Annotated in this window: 26 protein-coding genes; 12 read left to right on the top strand and 14 right to left on the bottom strand. The window is 43.9% G+C overall.

Translation table 11 applies throughout. The features are described 5' to 3' along the window. Window positions 1–4 precede the first annotated feature (4 nt). Entirely contained in the window at window positions 5–631 is a 627-nt protein-coding gene (locus tag J6I44_RS06020) for a thioredoxin family protein (protein ID WP_265765108.1), read from the top strand. 401 nt (window positions 632–1,032) lie between these two features. On the opposite strand, the gene J6I44_RS06015 is transcribed toward J6I44_RS06020, so the two are convergent. The 7 genes from J6I44_RS06015 to J6I44_RS05985 all read right to left on the bottom strand — a co-directional run bounded on the left by J6I44_RS06015 (window position 1,033) and on the right by J6I44_RS05985 (window position 10,730). Continuing rightward, entirely contained in the window at window positions 1,033–4,089 is a 3,057-nt protein-coding gene (locus tag J6I44_RS06015) for an efflux RND transporter permease subunit (RefSeq protein ID WP_265765107.1), read from the bottom strand. A gap of 117 nt (window positions 4,090–4,206) precedes the next feature. Next, window positions 4,207–5,403 carry an efflux RND transporter periplasmic adaptor subunit gene (locus tag J6I44_RS06010; protein WP_265765106.1) on the bottom strand — a complete coding sequence of 399 codons (1,197 nt, stop codon included), beginning with the start codon at window positions 5,401–5,403 and terminating at the stop codon, window positions 4,207–4,209. A gap of 84 nt (window positions 5,404–5,487) precedes the next feature. Next, window positions 5,488–6,876: an efflux transporter outer membrane subunit gene (locus J6I44_RS06005; protein WP_265765105.1), complete on the bottom strand. Its 1,389-nt coding sequence runs from the start codon at window positions 6,874–6,876 to the stop codon at window positions 5,488–5,490. A 289-nt stretch (window positions 6,877–7,165) separates the two neighbouring features. Continuing rightward, window positions 7,166–8,212 (bottom strand): glycosyltransferase family 4 protein, encoded by a 1,047-nt coding sequence (locus J6I44_RS06000; RefSeq protein WP_265765104.1) that lies wholly within the window; start codon window positions 8,210–8,212, stop codon window positions 7,166–7,168. A 9-nt stretch (window positions 8,213–8,221) separates the two neighbouring features. Next, window positions 8,222–9,133, bottom strand: a complete 912-nt coding sequence (locus tag J6I44_RS05995; RefSeq protein ID WP_265765103.1) for a sulfotransferase domain-containing protein — start codon at window positions 9,131–9,133, stop codon at window positions 8,222–8,224. A gap of 75 nt (window positions 9,134–9,208) precedes the next feature. After that, on the bottom strand, window positions 9,209–9,919 hold the full coding sequence (gene bla / locus J6I44_RS05990) for a subclass B1 metallo-beta-lactamase (RefSeq protein WP_265765102.1): 711 nt from the start codon (window positions 9,917–9,919) through the stop codon (window positions 9,209–9,211). Between the two features lie 79 nt (window positions 9,920–9,998). Beyond that, entirely contained in the window at window positions 9,999–10,730 is a 732-nt protein-coding gene (locus J6I44_RS05985) for a carbon-nitrogen hydrolase family protein (RefSeq protein WP_265765101.1), read from the bottom strand. A gap of 673 nt (window positions 10,731–11,403) precedes the next feature. On the opposite strand from J6I44_RS05985, the gene J6I44_RS05980 reads away from it, so the two are divergent. After that, the gene (locus tag J6I44_RS05980) at window positions 11,404–11,748 is read left to right on the top strand and encodes a DUF6122 family protein (RefSeq protein WP_265765100.1); all 345 of its coding nucleotides are present in this window, start codon (window positions 11,404–11,406) and stop codon (window positions 11,746–11,748) included. 23 nt (window positions 11,749–11,771) lie between these two features. Here J6I44_RS05980 and J6I44_RS05975 read toward each other — a convergent pair whose 3' ends face one another. Further along, a complete protein-coding gene (locus J6I44_RS05975) occupies window positions 11,772–12,155 on the bottom strand; it encodes a hypothetical protein (protein WP_265765099.1) in 384 nt (127 codons plus the stop codon). Between the two features lie 307 nt (window positions 12,156–12,462). Here J6I44_RS05975 and J6I44_RS05970 point away from each other — a divergent pair, with 307 nt between their 5' ends. Continuing rightward, entirely contained in the window at window positions 12,463–13,512 is a 1,050-nt protein-coding gene (locus tag J6I44_RS05970; protein WP_265765098.1) for a hypothetical protein, read from the top strand. A gap of 214 nt (window positions 13,513–13,726) precedes the next feature. Here J6I44_RS05970 and J6I44_RS05965 read toward each other — a convergent pair whose 3' ends face one another. After that, window positions 13,727–14,650 carry an alpha/beta hydrolase gene (locus tag J6I44_RS05965; protein ID WP_265765097.1) on the bottom strand — a complete coding sequence of 308 codons (924 nt, stop codon included), beginning with the start codon at window positions 14,648–14,650 and terminating at the stop codon, window positions 13,727–13,729. 110 nt (window positions 14,651–14,760) lie between these two features. Further along, on the bottom strand, window positions 14,761–15,645 hold the full coding sequence (locus tag J6I44_RS05960) for a helix-turn-helix domain-containing protein (RefSeq protein ID WP_265765096.1): 885 nt from the start codon (window positions 15,643–15,645) through the stop codon (window positions 14,761–14,763). Between the two features lie 279 nt (window positions 15,646–15,924). Here J6I44_RS05960 and J6I44_RS05955 point away from each other — a divergent pair, with 279 nt between their 5' ends. The 3 genes from J6I44_RS05955 to vapC all read left to right on the top strand — a co-directional run bounded on the left by J6I44_RS05955 (window position 15,925) and on the right by vapC (window position 16,924). Then, a complete protein-coding gene (locus J6I44_RS05955) occupies window positions 15,925–16,128 on the top strand; it encodes a hypothetical protein (protein ID WP_265765095.1) in 204 nt (67 codons plus the stop codon). Between the two features lie 206 nt (window positions 16,129–16,334). Next, window positions 16,335–16,532 (top strand): type II toxin-antitoxin system VapB family antitoxin, encoded by a 198-nt coding sequence (locus J6I44_RS05950; protein WP_265765094.1) that lies wholly within the window; start codon window positions 16,335–16,337, stop codon window positions 16,530–16,532. Continuing rightward, window positions 16,529–16,924, top strand: a complete 396-nt coding sequence (gene vapC, locus J6I44_RS05945) for a type II toxin-antitoxin system VapC family toxin (protein WP_265765093.1) — start codon at window positions 16,529–16,531, stop codon at window positions 16,922–16,924. The genes J6I44_RS05950 and vapC overlap by 4 nt, the downstream gene beginning before the upstream one ends. A gap of 322 nt (window positions 16,925–17,246) precedes the next feature. Here vapC and J6I44_RS05940 read toward each other — a convergent pair whose 3' ends face one another. Next, complete coding sequence (locus J6I44_RS05940) at window positions 17,247–18,155, bottom strand: FRG domain-containing protein (RefSeq protein ID WP_265765091.1); 909 nt, start codon at window positions 18,153–18,155, stop codon at window positions 17,247–17,249. Between the two features lie 155 nt (window positions 18,156–18,310). Then, a complete protein-coding gene (locus J6I44_RS05935; protein ID WP_265765090.1) occupies window positions 18,311–19,594 on the bottom strand; it encodes a hypothetical protein in 1,284 nt (427 codons plus the stop codon). Window positions 19,595–19,629: 35 nt separating this feature from the next. On the opposite strand from J6I44_RS05935, the gene J6I44_RS05930 reads away from it, so the two are divergent. Beyond that, window positions 19,630–19,803: a hypothetical protein gene (locus tag J6I44_RS05930; RefSeq protein ID WP_265765089.1), complete on the top strand. Its 174-nt coding sequence runs from the start codon at window positions 19,630–19,632 to the stop codon at window positions 19,801–19,803. Window positions 19,804–19,823: 20 nt separating this feature from the next. Here the strand turns inward: J6I44_RS05930 and J6I44_RS05925 are convergent, their stop codons facing one another. Continuing rightward, window positions 19,824–20,603 (bottom strand): hypothetical protein, encoded by a 780-nt coding sequence (locus J6I44_RS05925; protein ID WP_265765088.1) that lies wholly within the window; start codon window positions 20,601–20,603, stop codon window positions 19,824–19,826. A gap of 254 nt (window positions 20,604–20,857) precedes the next feature. On the opposite strand from J6I44_RS05925, the gene J6I44_RS05920 reads away from it, so the two are divergent. Next, window positions 20,858–21,178 carry a site-specific integrase gene (locus tag J6I44_RS05920; RefSeq protein WP_265765087.1) on the top strand — a complete coding sequence of 107 codons (321 nt, stop codon included), beginning with the start codon at window positions 20,858–20,860 and terminating at the stop codon, window positions 21,176–21,178. A 25-nt stretch (window positions 21,179–21,203) separates the two neighbouring features. Here J6I44_RS05920 and J6I44_RS05915 read toward each other — a convergent pair whose 3' ends face one another. Continuing rightward, on the bottom strand, window positions 21,204–22,217 hold the full coding sequence (locus J6I44_RS05915) for a zinc metalloprotease (protein ID WP_265765086.1): 1,014 nt from the start codon (window positions 22,215–22,217) through the stop codon (window positions 21,204–21,206). A gap of 229 nt (window positions 22,218–22,446) precedes the next feature. Between J6I44_RS05915 and J6I44_RS05910 the strand changes: the two genes are divergently transcribed. The 4 genes from J6I44_RS05910 to J6I44_RS05895 all read left to right on the top strand — a co-directional run bounded on the left by J6I44_RS05910 (window position 22,447) and on the right by J6I44_RS05895 (window position 26,596). Next, complete coding sequence (locus J6I44_RS05910) at window positions 22,447–23,766, top strand: cytochrome ubiquinol oxidase subunit I (protein ID WP_265765085.1); 1,320 nt, start codon at window positions 22,447–22,449, stop codon at window positions 23,764–23,766. 23 nt (window positions 23,767–23,789) lie between these two features. Beyond that, window positions 23,790–23,990: a hypothetical protein gene (locus tag J6I44_RS05905; RefSeq protein WP_265765084.1), complete on the top strand. Its 201-nt coding sequence runs from the start codon at window positions 23,790–23,792 to the stop codon at window positions 23,988–23,990. A gap of 18 nt (window positions 23,991–24,008) precedes the next feature. Then, a complete protein-coding gene (locus J6I44_RS05900) occupies window positions 24,009–25,016 on the top strand; it encodes a cytochrome d ubiquinol oxidase subunit II (RefSeq protein WP_265765083.1) in 1,008 nt (335 codons plus the stop codon). 89 nt (window positions 25,017–25,105) lie between these two features. Then, entirely contained in the window at window positions 25,106–26,596 is a 1,491-nt protein-coding gene (locus J6I44_RS05895) for a xylulokinase (RefSeq protein WP_265765082.1), read from the top strand. Window positions 26,597–26,611: the final 15 nt, after the last annotated feature.

Genomic DNA, 26,611 nt, shown 5'->3' with positions numbered 1-26,611 from the left:
TGTCATGAAGAAACAATATGCAGCATTTGCTTTTATTGCAATGGTAGGAGTCGCTTTATATGGATTTCTGCCCTCAGAAAATACTGCTATGGATGAACTTGCTATTGGGGCCCAGGCGCCGATGGTTGACCATGAAGTCGAAGATGTTTCCGGGGAGATGCTCACCTTACAAAAGGTAGCAAAGGAGAACGGCCTTTTAGTAAACTTCTCTTGCAACACTTGCCCTTGGGTTAGCCGGTGGGAAGATCGCTACAATCCTATTGCCGAGCTGGCGGAAGAGCATGGTATCGGCGTTATTGCCCTGAACCCGAATACTGCTATTCGCGACGATGGAGAGTCCCTGGAGGATATGAAAGCGCGTGCTGAAAAAAGTAATTACCAGTTTCCCTATGCGCTGGATGAGGGGAGCAAGCTGGCTACCGCCTTTGGTGCTACCCGGACGCCTCATATCTACTTGTTTAATAAAGACATGGAGCTGGTATATCGCGGAGCTATTGATGATAATGCCGCATCAGCAGAAGGGGTGGAACAACCTTATCTTAAAAACGCCATTAAAGCCTTAGCCGCTGGTAATGAGATCAACCCCCAGTCTACAAAGTCGCTCGGCTGTACTATCAAATGGCCCGAATAGCAGCCTCTGTATTTAAGAATATCGTTATCTGATCAATTAGCACTGGTGTAGGTTTCAAACGTACGCCAGTGTTTTTTTATGCTGTTCATCATGGATATAGTATAAATATCAACACGGTATTTTACCGTTTATCATCTTTTATAGAGTGGTAAACGCTGGGCATGATCACCAGATTAAGTAACCCCCGCATTATAGCTTGTAGGGCCTGTTTTTAAAATCCTTACTGTTTATGGTGTAGAAACAGTAAGGATGTGCCGCATAAACAGTAAGGATTTACAGTAGAAACAGTAAGGATTTTTTATAGGTCCTTACAGGGAGCAGAGCAGAAGGGCAGTGGATGGGGAATATCAGCCCTGCTGATGCCCTTGAAATGGTCACCAGTTTATAAGAAGATTGGCCATTTATGTCGTAATACTCTTAACCTGATTGAGCGCATCTTCCAGTATCATATAGAGGCAAGGCACAATGACAAGGATAATGGAAGTGGCAAAGACAATCCCAAAACCCAGTGAGATAGCCATGGGGATAAGGTGAGTAGCTTGCCGCGAGGTTTCCAGTATAATAGGGGTAAGTCCACCGAATGTGGTAAGGGTGGTTAGTATGATTGGCCTGAAACGGCGCAGCCCGGCCTCGTGGATCGCATCGAAAGCGGAGTGATTCGTCCGCTTTTTATTGGCATAATCAATCATGATGAGTGAGTCATTGAGTACCACACCCGATAGCGCAATAACGCCCATCAGGCTCACCAGCGATAAGTCATAGCCTAAAATGATGTGTCCTATCACGGCCCCAACTATACCGAAGGGAATGGCGCCCATGACTATCAGGGGTTGTATATAGCTACTGAATGCGATGGCCAAGAGGGCATAGATGATCATCATAGCCAGGGCAAATCCACCCCACAGGGCCTGCGTTGATTCTCTCATTTCTGCCTGGCTTCCTTCAAAGCTCCACGTTATTCCCGGGAAATCAGCCCGCAGTTGGGGCAGTACATCCTGCTGCAATGACTCAAGAACCCTTGTTACCGCATTGGAAGGTTGGGCATCCATGCTGACCGTAACCACCCGGCGGCCATCCCTGCGATTGATATTTGTAAATGCTTCGCCCTCCTCCAGGCTTACCACATCCATCAGGGGGACTTCCATGCCGGTGGGTGTTTGGATGACAAGATCTTCGAGGTTAAAGAGGTCTTTGCGTTGTTCATAGGGAAGTTTTACCCGCACTTCTATCTCGTTTGTGCCGCGGAGCTGACGCATAGCAAGGGCTCCATAAAAGGCATTACGTAACTGTTGGCCCACATCAGAAGGGGTAAGTCCCAGCTTTCGTCCTTCGGGTAGCAGACGAAAATCGAACTGGGTTTTGCCCTGGTTATAGTTATCATTGACATCACGAGTAGCCTCAAAAGACTCCACACGTTCAAAGAATGCCTGGCTTGCCTGCTCAAGGACTTCAATATCAGAATGACTTAAATCGACGCTTATGTCGGGCAGATAACCACTGGGACCGCGTTCGGCGGAGAACGTAATCTGGTCGAGTCCTTCGATATCCCCAATTTCATCCCGCCATAAATCCATCACTTCCTGGGCCGACATATCACGTTCAGCCGGGGGCTTCATCACTATTTCCACATCAATAAAGCTTTGTCCCCGCACATTGGTCTTGATACCTTCAGCCACTTCAAAAAGGTTGTGTTCCTCGAACATCCGGTTGGTGGATACGGTAATCTCCCGGGCAACCTGGGCGGCTTGTGCCGGTGTGGTACCCACCGGTAGTGAGGCTCCGGCCTCAATTTCATCGGCTGATACTTCGGGCATCATTATCATGCCCATGTGATCGCTGTAGCCGTAGCCGCCTACAATAACGAGCAGGGCAATGGCTGAGCTCAGGGTGATGTATCGGTACCGCAGGCATTTGTCCAGAAAGTGACGGTATCGGGTGTTTACAAAATGATTAAAGCGATCCGCAAACTTCTGTTGCCACTTATGTATCTGTTTGCCCAAGGTAAACCTGCTTTCACTTTTGGAGCTGTGAGCCAGGTGAGCGGGCAAGATAAAGAGGGCCTCTAAGAGGGAGACGGCCAGCACAATGATGACGACAGCCGGCAGCGGCCACCAGTATTTGCCCGTAGTTCCCGGGATAAAGAGCAGGGGAACAAAGGCAATAATGTTGGTGAGGATACTAAAGGTTACAGGCTTACTCATATCCCGGGCGCCTGCAATGGCGGCTTCAAGAAAGTTCATGCCCTGCTGACGGTATTCATAGACATTCTCCCCCACGACGATAGCGTCATCCACTACAATGCCCAGCACCACCAGGAAGCCGAACATGGATATCATATTGATGCTTAGGCCGACAAGCGGAAGGAACAGGATGCCGCCGACAAAAGAGATGGTCATGCCCATCATCACCCAGAAAGCTAGGCGATATTCAAGGAAAAGAGCCAGGATAACCATCACAATGATGATCGCAAGTATGCCGTTTTCGGTGAGTAATGACAGCCGTTCCCGGTAATCATCAGCAGTGCTGCTGTCTATACGATACTTTACGCCGGGAGGGAAAGAGGGCTCAGCAGCTTCAAGAACTTCTTGTACGGCGTCTGCAATCTCGAGGGGCGACTGGTCGCCAATGCGATAAATCTCAAGATCCACAGACAGTTGCTGGTTGAATTCCCCGTGGAATCCGGTCTCTTCAAAGCCATCGGTTATCTCGGCAATATCACTAAGCACCAGGTTTTGTCCTGCATCGGAGGAGACGACTTCAATTTGTCCATACTGGTCGGCCCACTGCTTGCGTTCCTTCATCCGCAAGAGTATTTCGCCGGAACTGGTTTCTACGGCTCCGGCCGGAATGTCTTCGCTGGATTGGGCAATGATATCGGCAACCTCTCCAAGAGTAAGGTTATACTCGCGAAGCCGGTTGCGGGGGATCTCCACATGGGTCACATAATCAGGTACATTGCCAATCTCTACCTGGGTAATACCCTCCGTGCTGAGGAGTTGGTCCCGCATGTTTTCCGCCAGTTTGCGCAGTGTCCAGATGTCGGCATCACCATAGAGTCCGATGGCCATTACTTCCCGTTGATTAGATTGCAGGCGTATTTCCGGCTCTTCAATATCATCGGGGAAGGTTCGAATACGATTGACGGCCTGGTCAATATCCTGGTAGGTTTGCATCCGGTTTGCTCCGACCACCAGTTCAATTGATATTTCTCCGGATCCTTCATCAGCGGTAGAAGTCACTTCTTTAATGCCTTGAACGCCCCGAATAGCTTCTTCAACGGGACGAAGAATGCCCTGTTCAACCTCCGCCGGGGCGGCCCCGGGATATACCACGCTTACTTCAATAATGTCTAACTGGTACTGCGGAAAGACCTCTTTCTGAATATTGAATACCGTCCATATACCACCGCCTAATAGGATGATCATCAGGAGATTAGCTGCAATAGAATTGCGAGCCATGTAAGCTATTGGACCTGGAAAAGATCCTCCTGAGCTGTTATTTGGGTTGTCATTATTCATGCAGTTTGAAAAACAGCGTTAGTATTTTGATTCGCGTACATAAAGTGGAGCATAATGTTATTCTTGCGACATGGTATCAGCAGCCGTTGTACTGTCATCGCCTTCCAGCCGAAGGGGTGCTCCATCGGTTACGGTGGAAAGATTGGTGGTCACTACCTGCGCCTGATCGTTTAATCCCTCGGTGATGTAAACATGCTGAGCATCTCGCAAAAGGATATCAACATCCTTAATTTGTAATGTTCCTTCTTCCATAACCCATACGGTTTCATTCTGCCGCAGGTAGTCGCGGCTGAGCTTAACAACATCGGTTAACTCTTTAGCCTTAACACTTGCTTCCACAAAGGCACCAATGATTAAGGAAGGCTTTCCTTCATTTTCCGGGTTCATAGCCTGGGGATCGGTCACGGATATCAGTACACGTGCCATACGTGTTTCACTTTCAAGGTTACCGACCAACCTATATAATTCGCCTGTGCGATAAGTATTCGGATCCCAGGCTGTACGGTTTTGTATGGATACTTCCGAGCCTTCTTCGCCATCTTGGGGAAAGCTGAGCCAGCGCAACTGTGAGAGGGGAACGGTAGCCTCTATCCAATACGTATCAAGGCCTACCAAGCGCCCCAGGTTACTTCCGGTGGCTACCTGGGATCCAATATTGGCGTTGCGGCTTAGGATATGGGCATCAAAAGGGGCACGGATAGTGGTTCGTTGCAGATCCAGTTCGGCCTGCTTAACGGCAGCACGTGCCGATTGTACATTTGATTTGGCAGCCTCTAACTGGGGTTCCCGCAATACCAGAGCCTTATTCTCTTCCGAGAGGCTATCTTCAACCAGCTGATAATCCTGTAGTGCTACATTTTGCCGTCCCATTTCAATATTTAGATCAGAAATGGCCTGCTGTAGCTCACTCTTTCGTTGTTGGAGAGCATTTTTGTAATCAGTGGGATCAATTTGTAGCAACATTTCGCCCTTTTGCACATAGCCACCGGGGGTAAAAGCGTCGCCCCGGTTAATAATTTCTCCACTTACTCTGGGACTTAGCATAACATCCTGCGATGGCTGTACCGTACCCATAACTTTGATAGTGGGCTGGTAGGTGCCTTTCTCCACTTGGGTAACGTTCACCAGCATGGCCGTTTCTTTGGTTGCGCCGCTGCGGCTGGCTGTAGGTTCGGTAGAGAAAATAAGGGCCGTTACTACTGCTCCACCCAGCAGGATAATCAAACAGGTTAGTAGTGTCTTTTTCCAATCCATGTGTTATTGCTTGTTTTAACCCCTTATGGATATCAGGATGTATCGGGGCCTACTTATATTATTATACATTTTATTCTTAAGAGATCATTCCCGCGACTCTTGTTCTATTTTAAATGAGCCAGCCAGCGCCCGGTATAATGCTACCCGATATTCAATCAATGTAAGCTGCGCAGTAAGAAGGTCGCGCCGAAGCTGCTGCACTTCATCGAGGGCCGTGAGTACATCCAGGTAGTTACTGGTGCCATTAAAATATTGATTCTGCAACCGTTCATAGGCTTGCACGGATAAGCTGACCTGCTCTTGGAGACTCTCAATACTTTCTTTCTGTTTTTCTTCACGAATTAAAGCATCCTCTACTTCCTGGAAAGCAGTCAGGATTGCTTGTCCATACTCATACAGCCGCTGTCTTTTTATAGCTTCGGTGCGATCCACTTCAGCACTTAATTCCCCTCCGTAAAAAATAGGTGCCAAAAGATTGCCTGCAAAAGAAAGCGCCCAGTCTTCAAATAAGTTGTTGGCATTTTCCGCAGCTGATGAGGCCGAGGCCGTCAGTGTGAGCCGCGGATATTGATTGCTGATGGCGGAAGCAAGGTCGCGGTCGGCAGCCTGTAGCAAATTAAAAGCACTGCGCACGTCGGGCCTTCTGCGAACCAGCTCTGTAGAGAGACCAGTCTCGGGCAGGGGAGGCAAGTCTGGCAAATGCTCGGCTGAGGTTGAAAGATCTTTTTGGGGTGACTCCCCGAGCAGGACGGCCAGCTGATGTTCTAAAACTTGTATTCGTGACTCAACGATGCTCTTTTGTTGTAAGGTAGATTCCAGTAATCGTTCCTGTCGCAGGATATCAACGCCTTGCACCTGGCCAATACCCAGACGGTTTTTGAGTAAACCCAGTACCTGACGATTTGTTTTAACCTGGCTCTCAACAAGCGATCGTTGGTTCTTGGCTGCTGCAATCTGGTACCAGGTACGAACTATTTCTGCCGAAAGTGACAAGCCTGCCGTCTGATAGTCAGCCAGGGAGGCTCGCGCCCGATATTCTTCTGCCTCGGCGCTGGAGCGGATGCTACCCCACAAATCCAGTTCATAGACCGCCGTCAGCCCTAACTCAAAACTTTCATCATCTTCTACATTAGACTGACTTTCGGTCGTTTCTCCCCGGGCTGAAGCTTCAAGGCTTGGGAGTAAAGCTGCTGACTGGCGATCCGCTATTGCTTGGGAAGCTTTTAGGCGTTGCCAGGCAGACTTCAAATTAAAGTTGGATGAAAGAGCTTTTTCAACGGTCTGGTTTAGTTGCTGATTATCAAATACGGTCCACCATCGTTCAGGTACTTCCTGTGTGCCGGCAGCTGAAAAGTCAGGGGGTGATGCTACGGGATTGGAAACCGTCTTTGTCTGGGAAACACAGCCGAACAAACCTATGACCATAGGACCTATCAGAAACAGCTTAAACAAGTCTTTCCAATTTAAAGCCATAGATTTAAAGGTGCTGTTAAATAAACAGAGACAATCGTTGTATCAGCTTCTTTAGTAATTTATTAAGTCAACTACTTCAATAAAATGAAGCTATTGGTTTTTATCTAATTCTTGCAAAGAAACTTAATCTCGGTGAGACAACATATATACTAATTCTATAGGAACTTTGAAGCTCCAGGATATAAATACCTGACACTCTAAAATGAGCTGATGAAGGCCTAAAAGGAAAGGGTATTTCAGGTCAACAACTGCTGAGGAGGGGTTAGGGAAATAGGGTCCTTATAAAGCGTTATGTTCCTTGTAGGTAATGATAAATATTTTCTGCGGCTTTATCCCAGCTAAAGTTCGGAATGCGTTTCAATCCAAGGTCAGTCAGTTTATCCTGTAAATCAGGTGAATGGATGAGTTCTAAAATACCTTTTTTGATCGATTGTACATCTGTCGGATCAACTTTGAGGGCCGCTTCGCCCGCAACTTCATCGAGGGCCGTCGTGTTGGAAGTGATAACCGGGGTTCCGCAGGCCATGGCTTCAACGACCGGGAGCCCAAACCCTTCGAAGAGGGAGGGAAGCAAAAAGCCGACTGCTCCCGAATAGAGGGCCGAAAGATCCTCATCATCCACATACCCGAGCCTCTTGATGGAATCGTTGTCAAAATCCACATCCAGATCGCTAAAATTGGCATTAGTTGCTCCGGCAATAGCTAATACATAATCTTTTAACCCTTCTTCTTTTCGACTCTGGTTCCAGGCTTCCACCGTTCGCTTAAAGTTCTTCCGGGGATCGAGCGAGCCGAGGGTAAGCAGGTAATTGGAGGGTAGATCATATTTATCGCGCAAACTTTTAATGTCGGCCTCGGTGGCAGGACTAAACCGATCGGTGTTGACCCCATTATATACGACTTTAATCTTTTGGGGATCGATATCCAAATGATTACTGATGATGCTTTTGGAAAATTCTGATACCGTTAAGATGCCTTTGGCTCTTTTTGCTATGCGGGGAACAAGCGTGCGCTTCCAGGTGGCGTAGGCCGTTGAGAACCACTCCGGATGCGGAAAAACGGCCATATCGTGGAGCGTAATAACATGATTTCGAGCATAAATTGGTCCATTATTAGCCGGGGACCACAGAATATCATCAGGCTGCTTTTGCCGCGGTAAGACCATCTGCTGCCACAGGTTACGGCCTAACTTACCGGATCCCCAGAATCCCGACGGCTTAATAATTTGATATGGATATCCGCCCCGGTCAAAGCCTTTGATGATTTCCCGCGCATAGCGTTCCACGCCGGTAACGCGTTGCAATAGGCAATGTCCGTTGATATAAATGGTACTCATTGGGATATTTTAATCATTAAGCCAGCCTTTGAGGCTACGACCGATCAGTGATTCTGTTTTATTGATATCCTCCTTGAAGGTAGTCGCCAGTTCACGCCTGGTGTCCTCTGAAATTTCCAAATTGCCTTTTTTGATGTTAAAGGATCTGAACAACTGAAGTGCTTTATGACTGAGCTTGGGCGGTATAATTTTGTTTATGGTAGCTTTGTAGCCCAACACCCAGTTCACCATTCTGGAAAGTATCCAGCTGCGGGCTACCCCGGAGGCATTTCGTTCCTGGCGTTCAAGATCGTATTCAAAAGGGGACAATCCAAGAAAATCTGTAATATCCGAGATAACGTCCGGAAGATCATTTTTGATGTCCTTCAGCGTGATGATATGAAGCTGTTCGGCGTCAAAGTGATCGAGGTATCGCTGTATCTGCTGACTGTACATCCCCATAGCGGTGAGGTGCCAGGAAAATTCCCATCCTTTGTCAATGCGCGATTGTTCTAGGGCCAAAGCCTCTTCAAAGGGTTCCGTTTCACGCCCATCACGCAGTAAGTGTTTGTAATGAGAAAAGGCCCGCTCAGTGGGATTTCTAAGTACGATGATGATGCGGCTATCCGGATCGTAGGTGGCAATTTGCTCGGCGGCTGTAGTACTATACAGATACGACACCGAAGCATCCAGCTTAACGGTATGTTTATCACTTGGGCGATATAGATTGTGATACTCTTGCTGGCTGCGGGTCCAAACAGTACTGTCGTCTCCCGGACCAGTCCCGGCTTTTACCGGATCTTCATTATTGTCGATATTGCTAAAATAATTGGGCTCTTTAACGGCTGGAACAGCAACTTCAGGATGCTGTTCCAACAGGTAATAAAGGGTTGTTGTACCCGATTTCGCCGCTCCAGCGATGAAAGCATTTCGGAGGTTCATGGTGTCTGCATTTCTAACTAATCTTTAAAGAAGTTCATAACCCGCAGCATGGTAATTTGTTCCATAAATAGCCGGTTATTCTGCTTTCAATAAAAGGTTAAGCGTATTTTCAATAGCACCCGGCGTCCATTTTCCATGTCCGGGGATGACCAGCTTTCTCTCTGGATATCGTTCCTTAACTCGAGCCAGACTTTGGGACCAGTCTTGTACATAAGCATCTGCCAGGTTACCCAGCGACTGGGCCTGCGCACTTTTGATGAAACATCCTCCATACAGGATATCCCGATCATTGAGATAGACCACGGTATTGTCAACAGTGTGGCCAGGACCCGGATAAAACATGTCGATGGATGCTTGCCCGTATGTTAAAAGGGTATCCGATTGAAAGGAAGCATCCGGTTGGGCATAGCCGTTTTGTACAGCTTGGGTGGCGGTAAGCTCTCCGCTAACTGTTGGTATGTGGTTGGTTTTAAGCACATCTATGCCGCCAATACGATCTTGGTGGGCGTGGGTGATGACTGCAAAGGCAACGGGTTTATCGATCTTATCGTCAATCCAGTTTAGTAGTTGGCGGGTTTGGGACTCATCCCAGGGTGTATCAATGAGAGCCACTTCGTTGCCGGATACCAGTACCAGTCCGTTTGCTGAAATAAGCTGCCCCTGGTAAGTGGCAAAGGATTCATAGAGGTACACGTTCTCTTCCAGCTGTGTAACTTCAATTTGATGATCCGGAGGTGCGGTCGTGAAAGAAAACAGAGAGAAATAAAGTAACAGCAAATAGGTCATTATGGGAAACGGAATTAGGATTTTCTTGATGATATAGAATGGTAGTTTAAAATTTAGCAGGAGGCAAGGTGAATTCGGGTTATCGTATTGTTTTAACGATACAGTCCTGCGTCTCGGTATTCATGAGGATGATTCCCTCATCTACATCATTGAGCCCGCCTATCTTTTGTCCCTTAGCATTCCAAACGGCCGACTGGCCAGCTCCGGTCGATCCATCGCAGGGACCGATGCAGTTCGCCATAAATACATTCATTCCGTACTCTTGGGCTGTATTTGGTAACACCTGGTTGGCTTCTCCGACGCCTGATGCAACTTTAGCGACACTGGCGACGTACGTTTCTGCACCGGAGGCATGAGCTTGTTGAGCATGTTCCGGTACTGATATTTCATAACAAATGGCCAGGGCAATACCAGGGAGACCCTCCAGCTGATCACTGGACACAGAGTCACTGATAAAATAAGGTTCTTCATCCGCATGCAGATGTTGCTTGCGATAAGTTTGCCGCTCTTTTTCCGCCTGAAAAATAACCATGCCAATTGATACGCCTTCAGGATCAGCTATAGGCAAACCTAAGCCAATAGTCAGCTGCTGCGTATTACTAATAGACTGGAAGACATCCAGTCGGGAATCGTCTTTGGTGGTCGCCAGCTGCTCAGCACGTTCAGGTTCATATCCGGTCAGCGATAATTCCGGGAAAAAGACATAGTCAGCCTGGTAAGCCGCTGCCAGACCTAATATGGATTCATGATTTCGGATGTTTTGAGCGATATCTCCGGGTTCCGGTCGCGTTTGTGCAATACAAATATTCATTTTCAATACAGTCTGAATTCGCTGAGAATTATTTCTTAAAATATCTAAATAGACGAAGTAATCGCAATTCATCGCATTTTAATTTTGATCTCTTCAGGTGATCAGTACATGTCGATCTTAATGTTTTTTGTAAAGCAGATGAAGGAAACAGCTGCACCATAGGTAAGCAATGCTATGTCTTTATTATTTAGGGATCAAAAATGTCACCGGCTGTGGATTCTCCTTTAGCTAACGCACTGTATTCATAGGCCGAGGGACTGAAAAACACTTGTGTCTTTAGATAAGACCCTTGGCCTTGAATTTGTTGGCGGAGGAAAGCGAATGGGGCGAAGTGGGACCGTATAAATTCATACCGGTTAAACTTTAATTAGAGGTTAAAACCAAAGAAAGACCATTGAATTTATACAGCATGAAGGCCATGAGCGCCGCTAAGAAATTTTCAGTACAGCCTACGTAGCTATGCTACTTCGGCGTAGTGGGCCCTAGATCTTTTTTAAGCCTTTTGGATCAAGGAAATAAACATTAGTTGTTCCATTTTTGGGTTGCTATAAAAACTTACCAGCCTTACAATCGGCTATTATAATTAATCAATACACTTAATTTACCGTACCCCACCATTGATTCGCAAAAAATGTTATGTTTGGGGGCTTAAAAGAAATCATGACATCTATCTATGCTACACATTGGCTTACATTTCTTAGTTCCGCTGGGCGTGGCTCTGCTGTTTTATCGCAGGTACTGGGTGAAGGCTACGTTTATCCTTATCGTAACGATGGTTGTGGACCTTGATCACTTGCTGGCCGACCCGATTTACGATCCTGAGCGATGCTCTATTGGGTTCCATCCGCTGCACACCACACCTGCCATTATTCTCTACGGCCTGATGTTCCTTATTCCTCTTTTATTGAAATCCAAGGGTGAAACACTAAGCCATCAATCAGGCCAAGGAATTATTCATCTGGTGGGCCTGGGGCTACTCATTCATATGCTGTTGGATGGGGTGGACTGTATGTTTTAGCGTCCGAACGCTTTTATTGCTGATTAGCCTGCATTTATTTCCGCTTTAAAAGAAAATATGGATCTAAAATAGTGCCAATAATGGAATACTAATATCCCAGTCAGTAGCAAAAGTAATGGTGCAATAAACCAGTTGCGGGAATCTAAAAAGATGTGATAGGCAATAATGTTAACAACAATTGGGCTCAAAAGGGCTAAAGCTAAAGGCATAAACCTGTTACTTAACAATAGGAGGCCGGCTACCACTTCAAATGTTTTAATAATATAGATATATCCACTTGAAACAAGTATTTCCATGAAGGGATGAAATTCTGGCACGGGTATAAAGGTGTAAAAACCATTTAAGCCGAATATCAGAAAAATTAAACCCAATAAGATTCGGCTGGAGGTCACTAATATTTTTGACATAAGGAGTAATGTTTATGTGGTGCAGTTGTCAGAGTATTAAGATGACGAAAGGTTAATTAATAAATTAGAGACAGGCAAGAGTCAGTGTCGCCCATAGCTTTAGTTGAAGGTTACGGTCCATTTCCCTTGGGGCTATTTGTACCGGATTCATCTATCTCTCAACATTATAATTGATAAGTAATACCAACTCTTATTGGAGAACATTATTAGTCCAAGGAAGTATATATTTTCTGGTTAAGGTTACAGAATGGAAGCCATAAACCTATCGTTAGGTGCCTCAACTTAAGCCGAGTATTAGGTGTAAAAAATGAACCATAAAAACTTCAGATACCTCGTGTTTCAGCAGTTTGATATCGTAGGAAATACAGTTTGTATATATTTTAGAAAAAAATATGCTCCGTTCTTTGGCTCTTTTAGGTTTTGGGCAATATTACTTGTCGTATTGCTGGCCATGGGGGGATGTTCTCCGGGCAGTAAGAATTCAGGAGAAACCCATGGGGTCACTGTTGAGGAAGATCATAGCTATGGCCGAGCTATGGGCATTGGTCCCATCAAGAATAGGGAAATAGATGAAGCCTCGGGACTGGTGGTGCATCGGGGAAATCCCAATTTGCTATGGACCCATAACGACAGCGGGGGAGAGGCTCGTCTCTTTTTATTCCAGCGAAACGGGACGTTTCGGGCGGAGTATCACCTGCAGGGAACCACAAATCGTGACTGGGAGGATATAGCCTCGGGCCCCGGGCCCCAGCCCAACATCAACTACCTGTATATTGGTGACATCGGTGATAACTATACGCTTTATTTCGATTATGTTATTTATCGTCTGAAAGAACCGGCTGATCCCACCGAATCGGGCAAGGGAGGCAAAAGCAAAATCGTGACGGAGGTCGAAGAACTTCGGTTCGTCTATCCGGATGGAAGTCACGATGCGGAAACCTTATTTATTGATCCGGCAACGCGGGATCTGTATATCGTCACCAGGCAGGAGACCCAAGACCGAGTATACCGGTACACCTATCCACAATCTACTACAACAACCGACACGGTGGAATTTGTTGGGAAACTACCGTTTGCCCAATTTGCGGGCGGAGATTTGTCGGCTGACGGGCAGACGCTCTTGCTAAAAACACTTCCTCAGATCTTTATCTGGAGGCGTGAGGCCGGAGAGTCTATTGCGGAGATGCTGTCCAATAAACCCAGGGAAGTGGTTCCCTATGGAACCGGTCCCCAGGAAGAGGCTATTGCCATTGATCCCCAAAGACACGGCTTTTACACCCTAAGCGAGTCCAAAGGAAAGCCCGTTACGCTTTATTATAATCCGGTTAAAAGTAAAGATAAAGATGGGGATAAGTAATATTTCTTTAGCCTCTGTACTTATACATCGGCTCAATAGGATTCTTTGAAATAATAAGATGCTGATGGAGGCGGGTCCGCCAGCTGGGGAATTGACATCTTCCTTTTTGAAGGGGTTAGGCCTTTTACTAAGAGGCAAAAAATTTTATAAAAAAGAATGCTGGCAGATAACTACCAGCATTAAATGAAAGTTAGGATTTAGGGAAATGCCTCACTTAGAGGTTTTCACCAAAGAAAGATTCTAATTGCTCAACAGCTTGGTTTACATATTCCGGTTGATCATATAAGTCATAGTGGCTTGCACCCTCAACAACAAGCAGATCCTTATTATTGGAAGCTGCGCGGTTATAAAGGTCAAAGCCATCCCGGTATGAACCAAAACCTCCTGGAACATTACCGATTACGATTTGCAAAGGCTGCGTCAGCAACTGTTCTGCTAAGTGAAAAGCATCAAAGGCAAGCACAGCATCCATGCTGGTAAAACGTAACTTGTTAGGAGAGTTGGGATGTTGGCCTCTCGGTGTGCAATAGTATTTAACAGCTTCTACAATATCTATATCTGTTATACCCGCTTCTTCTCTTTCTTCTGGAGAATTAGGGATCCAGTTTGTGATATTAGGTTCAGCACCATTGGCTTCAACCGTACGCTGTTGGCTAACGGCTTTTAATGTTTTTATAGCAGCATCGGGAGAACCATCACCTTCGCGATATGTTCTGCCAAGATTAGCAGGAACAACAGTGCCCACTGCTTTAATTCGTCGTTCTGTCATTGCTGCATTTGCGGCATACCCACCGCCTGCACAAACACCCAATACGCCAATGCGATAATTTTCAACATAATCGAGTGTTGTAAGGTAATCTACAGCACAGCGCACATCTTCTACTCGAGTGGCCGGATCCTCGATGTATCGGGGTTCCCCTCCACTTTCTCCTTGAAAAGAGGCATCAAATGCAATGGCCACATATCCAAGTTCAGCAAGCTTTTCTGCATAGATTCCAGCTGTCTGCTCCTTACAACTGCTACCTGGATGAACACAGACAATAGCTGCATATTCTTTGTTCTCGTCAAAGTCTTCCGGGAGGTGCAGGTTGGCTGCTACGTCCCATGTCCTGTTTTTAAATGTCACTGATTCTAACATACTCTTAAACTTTTGTTTGATATTTATACTTCGTGTCAACTCAATGCATTACAAAAGTATGTGTCAGCACCTTTTTTTAATAAAGGATATCAAACAAATAGATAAGATTATCAAACAGTTTCGATTTGTCGAACCGAGGTAGGCGTTGTTCCGGTGTTCCGCTTAAAATAATTGCTGAAATACGTTGAGTATTCAAAGCCCAGGGCATAGGCAATATCAGATACATTACAGTCGGTATGCTTCAACAGAGCTTTAGCCTCAACGATAATTCGCTCGGAAATATGTTTGCTGGTTGATTGACCAGTAACTTCCTTAACCGAACGATTTAAATGATTGACATGGACATTTAGCTTTTCTGCGTAATCGGTCGGAGCGTTCAGCTGTAGTGGGTGGTGTGGAGATTCGATGGGGAATTGACGTTCCAATAATTCAAGAAATAGTGAGGTGATTCGGGAGGCAGCATTATGATGATTAGATAAAGAGCCGGAGGGCTGCATTTTTAGTGACTCATGGATAATTAAATTAACATAGCTGCGAATGACCTCATTTTTATAATGATATGTCTGGTTTTGTTCTGCCAGCATTTTCTGGAACAGATCAGTAATGGAGGTTGCTTGTTCTTCATTTAAGGAATAGACGGGGCTTGCTTCTACATCAAACAAAGGAGATTGCTCAAGGCTTTTGGGGTGACTTCTGTTTTTAAGGAACTCTTCACTAAAAAGGCAGGCATAGCTGTTACCAGTAGCAGAAATAACTTCCCAGGAGTATGGGGTGTGGGGAGTGCCAAAAAACAGGGTAGTGGCGTTAATTTCAATCTCTTTGTCTGCATAACGAATTATACTGTTGCCATTATGCAAACAGATTTTATAGAAATCTTTCCGTCCATAAAAAGGAAGTCCGTCTATATCACTGCCCACCTCATACACCTTAAAACCTTTAAGGTGTATATGATCAATATTGATGTCTTCGCTATTTGTTAGTTTTTTAATTTCCATTACTATTAATATAAGAAAATCAAATAACTGTTATACAAATTAATATAAAGCCATCAAATGGAAACGAGGAATTTTACTGATTGATAATCTTATAGCGTTTATTCCAGATAAATTAAGAAATGGAAATGCGGGGGTATGTAAAAGACCTAACGACATTGCGTAGTGGGCCTTTAGCGCAGGAGGGAGGCGTGTCCGCTTAGGGCACCCTCAAGGTTGACGTTCTTCACAGAAGAGGTCACCTTGGTTGTTCCACTACGAACGAACCCTATGAGGATGCCCATGAAGGAGATTACACAATGTTATGACAGGGACAAACCTGATCCATCTCATTTGCTTTTGGCAATTGATGTGAGCAGCCGCCGGCTGGATCTGTACAGTCGATACCGGCAAGGCGAGCACGAATACGAGAGCACGGAATCGTTTTCCAACGAGGTGAGTACTATTGCAAACCGACTGGACGACTACAGCAAACAGAGCAGGTAACATTGCCTAAAACCACCTCTTTATCGGGATTTGTTAAATGGAATGACTCCATTTGCGGGAAAGGTGCATCTTAGTCACCGTTTTTAAAACGTTTATTTGACTGTTTGCTAAGGGTATGCGCCGGTTAGGTGTACAATAAAGTTAGGATTTGAGCAGTTATGTGTATAAATTGATAAAAAATACACATTAACTAAGTCGGTACAATTATGCGAACGAATGTAGTGATCGATGACGACTTGATGGATGAAGCCTTGAAGGTGAGTCGATTGAAAACAAAAAAAGCTGCTGTGGAAGAAGGCTTGAAATTATTAGTCCAGCGTAAAAAGCAGGAAAATATCAAAGACTTGCGCGGGAAATTGCACTGGAAAGGTGATTTAGATGATATGAGGACTGACGAGAAGTGATTTTAGTAGATACCAGCGTATGGGTTGATTATTTCAATGGCATAGAAAACCAGCAAACCGAAAGCCTTGACCAGGTTCTTTCTGAGCAATCAGTTCTCCTGGGAGATATTATCCTCACCGAAATTCTACAAGGTTTCGATAGCGACAAAGAGTTTAGATTGGCCAAACAAGCGCTTGATCCATTAGACTGCGTTCATCTCGGAGGAAAATCTCTGGCTATAAAAGCAGCATCTAATTTTCGTTTTCTTCGGTCGAAAGGCGTAACAATTCGAAAAACGGTAGATATGCTAATTGGAAGTTGGTGCATCGAACATGAAGTGGAGCTGCTACACAATGATAAAGACTTCGACCAGATAGCAACTCAACTGCCACTACAAATTTACGTTGATTGATGTTGTTTGTACACCTGGCGACATTGCGGATTATTACGCCGAAGTAGGCACGGCTACGTAGGCTGTACATAAGCTACACGCGAATGAATGTTGAATTGATAAATAACGAACCGAAAGCTAAAAAGCCAAAAAAGTGGCCCCGACGCATCGGGGGCGAGGTGCTGAGCCCCGTCATACGGGAGTCCGCTTGAATGCTATGACTTTGTCAAGTGTTAGGCTCGAGGCCTGATGCGCGGGCTAGCCTGTTTCCCGCCGTGCTGGTATTTTTAATATGAGAGACCTTTTTGCACATCTCAACTCGGTAGGGTAATCTAAAGGCGGGTTAGGTTTCTCGGCTCCTTACCATAACCAAGTGTTCTAAAGATTTTGCAAATCCTTCTATACCAGGAAATAGAAGCTCAGCAGTTATATTTATTTCTTTTAGCTTTTCTAAAATTTCATCTCTGGCTTCTTTTTTAATAAGGATTTTGATGACAACATTTTTAACTCGTTTATTAGATTCTGCCGAATAGGTATTTAAAAATTGGTTAACCAAATTTTCTTGAAAAGTTTTTCTTATATCCAATGGCATAAGAAAAACTCCTTGTTGTTTAGCAAGTCTTTCAATCTGTTTATTTGGTTCTACCATTAATAGTCCATTCAAACAAGAACCATCTGTATCTACTTGACCGGGCTTATGATCCTTATGAATCTGCTTTATATAAGAGTTGCCAAAATTATTGGAATATCTAATTTGGTCATCTCTTAATCCATACGAAGAGAGATCTTCGAAATCTAATTCGGAAAAGTTTAATTTGTCCTGAAATTTCGAAGCATACTTTATAGAAGAGTTTCTGATCCAAGGCTCTCTTATTCCCCAGATTGCAGCATTATCATTTCCATTAATCAAAGCAAAGTAAGAAGCGATATATAAAGAATGAGTGAAATCTAGTAAGCGTGTTGGTGCACCAAAATGCTGCATTTGAGCGAACCAACTAATTAAGTCATCTTGATCAGGTTCATAACTAAGGTATAGATGAGCCCTTCTTTTAAATTCATAAAGCATCCAATGTTCGTGATTGATATAAAATGTTCTGTCAACTGAATTCCGATGAAAAGCTCTTTCTATTGTAGTTTCCAGATCCCAACAGTACTTTGACTGACCCCGAAAAAGATAAAGCTCTTGATCAATATCGAGATTGTCTAAATCAGACCAACTCTCTATTGTTTTAGATGTAAAATCCCATTCCATATTTAGTACTATTTTTAGAGAAACCTAACGACCTTGCGCATAAGCTGCACGCGATGAAATGTTGAATTAGCAACTAACGAAAGATGAACTTTAAAACCAAGAGTGGCAGAGAATTCGCGAGGTGTGTCCGAGTTAATCGCGGGTTAGGTTACAAACTATTTAGGCAAACTGCCTGCTAAATTAATAAGGACGTTATAAATGAAACTCCCAAAGGAACCTGTCAACGGTTCTTTAATCATTAAATTAAATAGTGTTGTAAACATATCAGGATCTTTGGCACGAATATTTGCCAATGCTTCTTTGAATTTTTGATTATCTAATTCATCTTCTCCCTTTTCTAACTGATCTTTAATTATCTGTAATGAGTTTTTTATTGTTGAATCAGACTTGTTAATGAGGTTTTGAAGGGTATTAACAAGACTTTGCTTTTCTTCTAATGTTTGCTCAAAAGATTTCTCAACCATTGATGATAAATCATCAACTCTAGATTCAAGTTTATCAATGCGTTTTCGATCTCTTTGGCTTTGTTGACGTGATAGTTCAAGCAATTCATTTTTTTGTTCAACTTGTAAAGCTGCAATTCTTAATTGATTTTTGAGTTCAACTTGTTTGAGTTTATCGCTTACGAATTGCTCTGGTTTCATTTCACCTTGAAGGACTTTACGATAGTCTGCAAAACTTCTTTCAATTTTTTCTTTGATTTCCCCATCAGGAGTTTCAATAATCAAAGAAATAGTATCATTTTCTTGTTGGATTGCAACTTTGAGATTGTCGTTTTGATATTCATTTTGAATATAATTTCCAAAGTAGCTTAATATGGAAACCCCAGCTTGTATGAATTCAGGAGGAAATTCAATAGTCCTTACTACAGTTTCATTGGCTTTTAAGTTATTGCTTAGCAATCCTTTGCATGTTGAGAGAATTAAATCAGTTGACAATCCCCCCGCAAAAAAGGTATCTCTATTTGAGCAAATTCGAGCTAATTGATCGTTAAATCTAGTCGAAAAAAGGACAATATTTGTATTTGGAGATCTTTCTTTAATTCCCTGAATAAGGCTTGGAACCATGAATTCGATCAACTTAATAAGTTTCGTTTCTTCTTTATGACGAATTCTTTGAAGCTTCTTCCTTGAGGGTCTTTCACCTCTCTCTATTATTTCTGCATGTCTTCTGCCTCCAGCTCTAAGGGCTGTTACAGCTAATATTACTAAATCAGGAGTCAACAAATTTCCAAACTTCTTAAATAAAGGAAGTTGCCCAGAGCCTGTTGGTTTAACTGTATCTAACAGAACTCCTGCTTTTTCGAATGAACTGATATCCAGAAAATTGTCTTTAAGTTCTTCTTCAATACTGTTTAGAGCTTTTAAGCTAGGAGGGCCTTCCGAAAACAAATCGGGTCTGAAACCTGAGCTTAAATGAATAGTAAAAATATTTGGCATTTTGTCTTGAATATTTTGATTTGCAACCTAACGACATGGCGGACTACTACGCCGAAGTAGCACGGCTACATAGGCTGTATATAAGCTACACGCTAATGAATGTTGAATTGATAAATAATGAACGAAGAGCTAAAAAGCCAAAAAAGTGGCCCCGACGCATCGGGGGCGAGGAGATATTTTTCTTGCCCGGAATTGCTATAGCCTATTGACATTGGAGGCCATATATAGGTTAGGTAGCTGGTTTAATTTTATTATGTCTGAGAAGTAAAGTTTTTCTACCTTTATCTTCGAATTCAACTACACCTGCAGGCCCGGTTCTTTTTTTATGCTGTAAGTTTAAGATTTTTCCTTTACCAAAGTCATCATGAATTATTTCATCACCAACTACATAAGTTATATCAGATTCCATATCAAGATGATCAATAATATCGTTTTTCTGAGCAGTCCTGAACCTCGTAATTCTAAAATTTTCTTCCAGACTAGATAGCCTTTTATGTATATCATCCATGGAACTAAGGATTAATTTTGACTCTTCTGAAATCTCCACCGAAGATGAAACTTTGGCTGCTCTTATCCCTAATAACTCAATCAATGAATTAATTCCTTTTTGATTACTTTTTGAGTTGTTTTCTAAGGCGACTGATATTTCTTTCCGTAAATCCTCAACAGTATCTATTCTCAAAGTTGAATCGTATTCAATATCTCTAATCCCCTGGATGTCAAATATTCTTGGAGTTACATCATCTTTTATAATGGTTACAGGTTTATTAAAGGCTTGTCTTATGCCTAATTCATACAACACATTAGGATTTGTGCTACTCAAATCACACAAAACCATTTCGGCATTAACAATCTGATCGAGTATCTCTAGTACAATATGATGGGTTGAATTAATATTATCTGCTCTTAAAACCCTAAAGCCCGCTTGTAGACATGCTGGTTCTATTAAATGTTCATATACTCTATTAAAATGACCTTCTTCATATTTATCTGGGTCACTTATTGGCATTATTACAAAACAAAGTGGTTTTTCTGAATTGTTGTCACTGATGATCTTATTTTAAATTATAAAGCTACCTAACCTATAATTATATCAAGGAGCATGCGATAATACTCTTGAAAATTCCATATAAATCCAAATAATGCATTATCTGGTGATATTATCACACATAGCGTTTCGATAACAGGTTGATATAATATTTTTTTGTAAGGATTTCCTTCAAAAAGGGACTTACCTATGTAAACCTGAGTAAAAAGAGGAGAATGATGGGGAAATCACGATTGCTGAGCAAGTTACGGACAGAGGTCAGGAGACAAAATTATAGCTACAGTACAGAGCAAGCCTATGCAGACTGGGTTAAGCGATACGTTCAATTTCACAGCCTCAGCCATCCGCAAGAAATGGCGGAGCCGGAAGTGATTGCTTACCTAAATTATTTGGCTGAAGAACGTCAGGTGGCAGTTGCTGCTCAAAACCAGGCACTATCGGCATTGCTTTTTTTGTATAAATTTGTTCTTCATCAGCCACTTCAAAAAATAAATGGATTAGAAAAGCCCCTTTCCCATGATGAGAAAGAGGCTTGAATATTAAGAATCCGTACAAACAGGATTAATTCTTCGGCCAGTTTCCATAAACACTATTATAAGAAGCTTTGTCGGTTCCCAGCAGGTCGTGTTGGGTCCCCAGGATAATAGCATTCATCACGGCTCGGGGCGACACATGCAGCTTATTATTACTGTCGGTAACAGAAATTTTGCCAAAGTGACCAAAGCCCAGGGCATGGCCATTTTCGTGAAGAGCTACTGTCTCGATGTCAATAGCATCGGCCGTATTCCCGGTGTCGGTCCATAAGAAATCATCATTATACCAGACTTCTTTTAGGGCGGTATCCTCATAGCCATCGTTGTTGATGTCCGTCGGATTGCCGGCATCATCAATGAAGACAAAGGTAAACGTAACGCCCAGTACATTACTGCTGGAGCCCGGACCCACAAAAAGCTCAAAGAAAAGTCCCGGTACAAAACCAAACTCCGTAATATCGGCCAGGAAGGGATCGCCACCTAAAATAGCGCTGGGGTTAACTCCCGTATCTTCCCGTCTTAGAATATTGAGCTTGGCATTTTTCTTTACATTATTCCACGTATCCATCGATGCATCAATGGCAGGTTCTCCATCCAGCTGATCGGCAGTGCCAAAATTAGCCGGAGCAAAGGGACCGTACGTTAGATAGGTAAGGTTATTTCCATCTGCATTACGGCGATCATCGTCCGGTACCCATTGGGCAGTCAGACGTTTCTGTCGGTCATTGGCATAGATCGTCTGTCCGGCAGCCGTTTCCGCTCCCTGTTTCTGGGTTACCGTTTCGGCATAAGCAAGGCGGACGTTTAATCCCCGTTCAGCCAACTTCTGGTTAATATCCTCCATGCTATCCATCCCGTCAAGGTTTATATTGCGTTCACCCTGAAGGCTTTGAATACTGCTCAGGCCTTGCGTTTGGGCCGTTACTGTTGATGGTGAATTCTCTTCAGGTGTTGATGAATTAACATAAGATTCACTACATGATGAGATGATGAAGGCTGCCAGTGTAAGTACTCCGATAGCCACTTCTCTTACTTTTATCATAATACCTCTTGATTTAATTAAGGTTGATGAGTGTATCCCAAATAAATAATATTTATTTAGAAGAGTTTTAATTATAACGATAAATATTCGTAAAGCAAGGGAATTTAGGCTGATCGTTTAATAACAATGGATATAAAAAGAAGTAACATTTTTTCTTCGTTCATATATTCTTCATACTAACTTAGTTGGTTTCAAGCAGTTAACAGTGTTAACCAATGTCGCTGTATTTATGGAAGATCTTCTTGCTGCCCGTCTTCAGATGGCCGTTTCTCTCGGCTTCCACATTATTTTTGCCTGTATTGGCATTGCCATGCCTTTTTTGATGGCTATTGCCGAATATAAATGGATTAGAACCGGCGAACAGGTCTATCAGGATTTGGCCAAAGCATGGTCGAAGGGAGTCGCTATTTTCTTTGCCACGGGTGCTGTTTCAGGGACCGTACTCTCGTTTGAGTTAGGCCTTCTGTGGCCGACCTTTATGGAACATGCCGGACCTATTTTCGGTATGCCATTTTCCTGGGAAGGCACGGCCTTTTTTGTGGAAGCAATTGCGTTGGGGCTGTTTCTCTATGGATGGGATAAACTAAGGCCCTGGGTACACTGGGGGACCGGTATTGTGGTTGGGCTTTCCGGCGTTGCTTCGGGAATTTTTGTGGTTGCAGCCAATGCGTGGATGAACAGTCCTGCCGGTTTTGATTGGGTCAATGGTCAGGCCATCAACATCGATCCGGTAGCAGCTATGTTTAATGATGCCTGGTTTTCGCAGGCGTTGCATATGACCATAGCCGCTTTTGTCGCTACCGGTTTTGCCGCGGCCGGGCTTCATGCGTTACTATTACTTAAAGATCGTAATAACCTGTTTCATCGCAAGGCCATGAAAATAGCGCTGGCTGTTGGAGCCATAGCAGCAATTGTACAACCGCTAAGTGGCGATTATTCAGCTAAAGACGTAGCCGAACGTCAGCCTGCTAAACTGGCGGCCATGGAGGGGCATTTTAAAACCTCACAACCGGCTCCGCTGATTATTGGGGGCATTCCTGATGAAGAAGCAGAAGAGGTGCACTACGCTATCGAAATACCGAATATGCTGAGCTTCCTGGCCCATGGCGATTTTAATGCCGAGGTTATTGGCCTCGACCAGTTTCCCAGGGATGAATGGCCACCCGTTCTTATAACACATATCGCTTTTCAAATTATGGTCGGCGCCGGATTTGTTATGATGGCGGTAGGGATGGTTTACCTTTATTTGTATTGGAAGAGGAGGGAGGTACTGTTTCAACGCTGGTTTTTATGGATCGTTGGTCTTTGTATGCCTTTGGGATTCATTGCTGTAGAAGCAGGGTGGACCGTCACTGAAGTCGGGCGGCAGCCCTGGATTATCTATGGCATAATGAAGACCAAAGATGCGGTTTCTTCAATGCCGGGACTCCAGTACCCGTTCTATCTCTTTACAGCATTATATTTGCTGTTGACGGCTATTTTAATATGGCTCATGCGGCGACAGATTATCACCCTGTCTGAACGCTACGAATCGGCAAGCGCTAATTAGAAATTAAAAATCAGGAATTATCAATGGCTCTTAAAACACAAATATCCTCCCTTGTCATCCCGGACCTTGATCCGGGATCTCGTAGTGGTCCGCAACGTGGATATATCACGAGCCAGTATCAACGTTGGCAGGCACTAATAAATCCAGATGCTGATGCTTCGAATAGGTTGAAACACTATACTCAGGATTGTTTAAATCTAACCGCAGAAGAGGTAGAAATATAATCGTTCAAACGTTTTATTATGCTGATAGACATTGTCATATTTTTCCTGGGTTTCTCTATTATCTTTTATGTGCTTTTTGGTGGAGCGGATTTTGGTGCCGGGGTACTAGAACTGATTTCGGGTGAAGAGGATCGGGAGAAGATAGCTGATGCCATTGGACCCGTATGGGAGGCTAATCACGTTTGGTTGATACTGGTCGTCGTGATTTTATTTATGGGCTTTCCAAAAATTTATTCCACGATGTCGTTATACCTGCATATCCCACTGCTGATCATGCTGGTGGGTATCGTACTGAGAGGCACAGCTTTTACATATATGCATTATGATGCCATTAAAGATAAAAGCAACCATGTCTATAATTTTATCTTCAAAATTTCGAGCGTGCTTACGCCTCTCTTCCTGGGCGTTATTGTTGGAGCAATGGTATTGGGCAAAATTGATCCCAATGCCGAAACTTTCTATGCTGCTTTTATTGCTCCTTGGTTTAATTTGTTTGCTTTCTCTGTGGGACTTTTTTGTGTGGTCTTATTTACCTTCTTAGCTGCAGTTTATTTAATTGGGGAGACGAAAAACGAGCAGCAAAAATCAGCATTTATTAAAGCTGCAAAGCGCATTAATGCATCAGCTGTAGTTGTTGGGGCCCTTGTGTTTATATCAGCCCAGATGAATGATCTATCTCTGTTGGAACTGTTCTATGAATCGTGGTTGGCTATAGCCGCTGTAGTTCTGGCTACAGCAATATTACCCTTTCTTTGGAAGAGTTTGCATTACTCACAAATTGTATTGTCACGAGGACTCGCAGCAGCCCAGGTTATTTTGATTATCCTTGCATGGTTTTGGGTTCAATATCCGGTAGTTATTAATGTCGGTTACGGTACGGAATCACTCACCTTTTATAATGCCGTTGCGCCACAAGCTACCATGCTTCAGCTGGTTTGGGCGTTGGTAATTGGCTCTTGCATTATTCTTCCTTTCCTGTATTTTTTGATGAAAACTTTTAAAGGAAAACAGTTTATTGATAAATAATTTTTTGAATTCGACTATAATTGATGGTATATAGTCCCGGATTTTTTAGCTGTTTATTACAATTAATTAGAAAATAATTTAACCCTTTTATGCAGTTATTGGGATTAGATATTGGGAGTTCAGGAATCAAAGTTTCGCTTTTTGATGTGAATTCCGGCAAGGAAGTAGCCTCAGCAACCTCACCCCAAACTGAGCTGGAGATTGAAGCTCCACAGCCGGGATGGGCTGAACAGGATCCTAACACCTGGTGGAAACATGCCGTAACGGCCACAAAAGAAGTGTTGGATACGGAAAGTGCCAATCCTGAGGACATTGCAGGCATAGGTATTGCTTACCAGATGCATGGATTGGTGTTGGTTGATGAGAATCATAAAGTATTGCGCCCTTCTATCATTTGGTGTGATGGGCGAGCCGTGGAGGTCGGAAACAAGGCCTTTGATGCGTTGGGAGAGGATTACTGTCTGGAACACTATCTGAATTCTCCCGGAAACTTCACGGCCTCAAAACTTCGATGGGTCAAAGAGAATGAACCTGAGATATACCAACAAGCCCACAAAGCAATGCTTCCCGGTGATTTTATCGCTATGAAGCTCACTGGTGAAATAAAAACATCCATTTCAGGGCTTTCAGAAGGTATTTTTTGGGATTACTCAAGCCAGGGCATCGCTTCTAAGCTGTTGGATCATTATGATATTTCGGATGAATTACTCCCGGAGTATGACCCTAACTTTGCAATATCCGGTGAACTTACCTCTCAGGCAGCCCAGGAACTTGGATTGCCAGCCGGTATTCCAGTAGGATATCGCGCGGGTGATCAGCCCAACAATGCGCTTTCGCTGAACGTATTACATCCCGGGGAAGCAGCAGCTACTGCGGGTACATCGGGCGTTATTTATGGGGTAACGGATGAGCCGCTTTATGATAAGCAATCCCGTGTGAATACCTTCGTCCACGTTAACCATAATGAGCAGCAGTCGCGTTACGGAGTCTTGCTCTGCATTAATGGGACCGGCATCCTAAACAGCTGGCTCAAGAACACCCTCTTTGATGGGCAGATTGATTATCAGCAGATGAATGAGCTGGCCGCCCATGTTCCCATTGGAGCGGAAGGAGCAACGATCTTACCCTTTGGGAACGGCCCTGAGCGGGTACTCAAGCAAAAGCCGATTGGATCACAGTTTAAAAATATTGATTTTAACCGCCACAACCGTGGTCACATTGTCCGGGCTGCTCAAGAAGGTATTGCGTTTTCCCTGAACTATGGTTTGCAGATTATGCGAGAGATGGGCTTAACAATCGATACAATCCGGGTGGGGAAAGGAAATATGTTTTTAAGTAAGGTCTTCCGAGAGGCATTTACCAATACGACCGGCGTGTCTGTGGAAGTATATGACAGCAGCGGAGCATTAGGAGCTGCCATTGGCGCCGGCATCGGTACGGGCATTTTTGAAGATCGGGAAAAAGCCTTTCAGGGATTGACAAAATCCGCGACCTTACAACCTGATCCCGACCTCCAAAAATCGTATCAGGATGCCTATAACCGCTGGATTGAAGCCCTTGAACAAGAATTAAATCATTGATCAATTATCCTTAAT

Origin of the sequence: Fodinibius salsisoli (assembly GCF_026229185.1) — a bacterium.
In the GTDB taxonomy this organism is placed as follows: Bacteria; Bacteroidota; Rhodothermia; order Balneolales; family Balneolaceae; genus Fodinibius; species Fodinibius salsisoli.
Note: the sequence above shows the minus strand (reverse complement) of the source record. Positions and strands in the feature narration are given on the sequence as shown.

Bases quoted from the DNA above. Each gene is read 5' to 3' on its own strand.
- J6I44_RS05995 (WP_265765103.1), bottom strand. From the start codon at position 9,133: ATGAACCTCCGAAATGCTTTCATCGCTGGAGCGGCGAAATCGGGTACA.
- J6I44_RS05960 (WP_265765096.1), bottom strand. From the start codon at position 15,645: ATGGAAATTAAAAAACTAACAAATAGCGAAGACATCAATATTGATCAT.
- J6I44_RS05955 (WP_265765095.1), top strand. From the start codon at position 15,925: ATGAAGGAGATTACACAATGTTATGACAGGGACAAACCTGATCCATCT.
- J6I44_RS05975 (WP_265765099.1), bottom strand. From the start codon at position 12,155: ATGTCAAAAATATTAGTGACCTCCAGCCGAATCTTATTGGGTTTAATT.
- J6I44_RS06005 (WP_265765105.1), bottom strand. From the start codon at position 6,876: ATGGCTTTAAATTGGAAAGACTTGTTTAAGCTGTTTCTGATAGGTCCT.
- J6I44_RS05970 (WP_265765098.1), top strand. From the start codon at position 12,463: ATGAACCATAAAAACTTCAGATACCTCGTGTTTCAGCAGTTTGATATC.
- J6I44_RS06010 (WP_265765106.1), bottom strand. From the start codon at position 5,403: ATGGATTGGAAAAAGACACTACTAACCTGTTTGATTATCCTGCTGGGT.
- J6I44_RS05980 (WP_265765100.1), top strand. From the start codon at position 11,404: ATGCTACACATTGGCTTACATTTCTTAGTTCCGCTGGGCGTGGCTCTG.
- J6I44_RS05920 (WP_265765087.1), top strand. From the start codon at position 20,858: ATGATGGGGAAATCACGATTGCTGAGCAAGTTACGGACAGAGGTCAGG.
- J6I44_RS05985 (WP_265765101.1), bottom strand. From the start codon at position 10,730: ATGAATATTTGTATTGCACAAACGCGACCGGAACCCGGAGATATCGCT.
- J6I44_RS05925 (WP_265765088.1), bottom strand. From the start codon at position 20,603: ATGCCAATAAGTGACCCAGATAAATATGAAGAAGGTCATTTTAATAGA.
- J6I44_RS05930 (WP_265765089.1), top strand. From the start codon at position 19,630: ATGGCGGACTACTACGCCGAAGTAGCACGGCTACATAGGCTGTATATA.
- J6I44_RS05905 (WP_265765084.1), top strand. From the start codon at position 23,790: ATGGCTCTTAAAACACAAATATCCTCCCTTGTCATCCCGGACCTTGAT.
- J6I44_RS05935 (WP_265765090.1), bottom strand. From the start codon at position 19,594: ATGCCAAATATTTTTACTATTCATTTAAGCTCAGGTTTCAGACCCGAT.
- bla (WP_265765102.1), bottom strand. From the start codon at position 9,919: ATGACCTATTTGCTGTTACTTTATTTCTCTCTGTTTTCTTTCACGACC.
- J6I44_RS05915 (WP_265765086.1), bottom strand. From the start codon at position 22,217: ATGATAAAAGTAAGAGAAGTGGCTATCGGAGTACTTACACTGGCAGCC.
- J6I44_RS06020 (WP_265765108.1), top strand. From the start codon at position 5: ATGAAGAAACAATATGCAGCATTTGCTTTTATTGCAATGGTAGGAGTC.
- J6I44_RS05900 (WP_265765083.1), top strand. From the start codon at position 24,009: ATGCTGATAGACATTGTCATATTTTTCCTGGGTTTCTCTATTATCTTT.
- J6I44_RS05965 (WP_265765097.1), bottom strand. From the start codon at position 14,650: ATGTTAGAATCAGTGACATTTAAAAACAGGACATGGGACGTAGCAGCC.
- J6I44_RS06000 (WP_265765104.1), bottom strand. From the start codon at position 8,212: ATGAGTACCATTTATATCAACGGACATTGCCTATTGCAACGCGTTACC.
- J6I44_RS05895 (WP_265765082.1), top strand. From the start codon at position 25,106: ATGCAGTTATTGGGATTAGATATTGGGAGTTCAGGAATCAAAGTTTCG.
- J6I44_RS05950 (WP_265765094.1), top strand. From the start codon at position 16,335: ATGCGAACGAATGTAGTGATCGATGACGACTTGATGGATGAAGCCTTG.
- J6I44_RS05940 (WP_265765091.1), bottom strand. From the start codon at position 18,155: ATGGAATGGGATTTTACATCTAAAACAATAGAGAGTTGGTCTGATTTA.
- J6I44_RS06015 (WP_265765107.1), bottom strand. From the start codon at position 4,089: ATGGCTCGCAATTCTATTGCAGCTAATCTCCTGATGATCATCCTATTA.
- J6I44_RS05910 (WP_265765085.1), top strand. From the start codon at position 22,447: ATGGAAGATCTTCTTGCTGCCCGTCTTCAGATGGCCGTTTCTCTCGGC.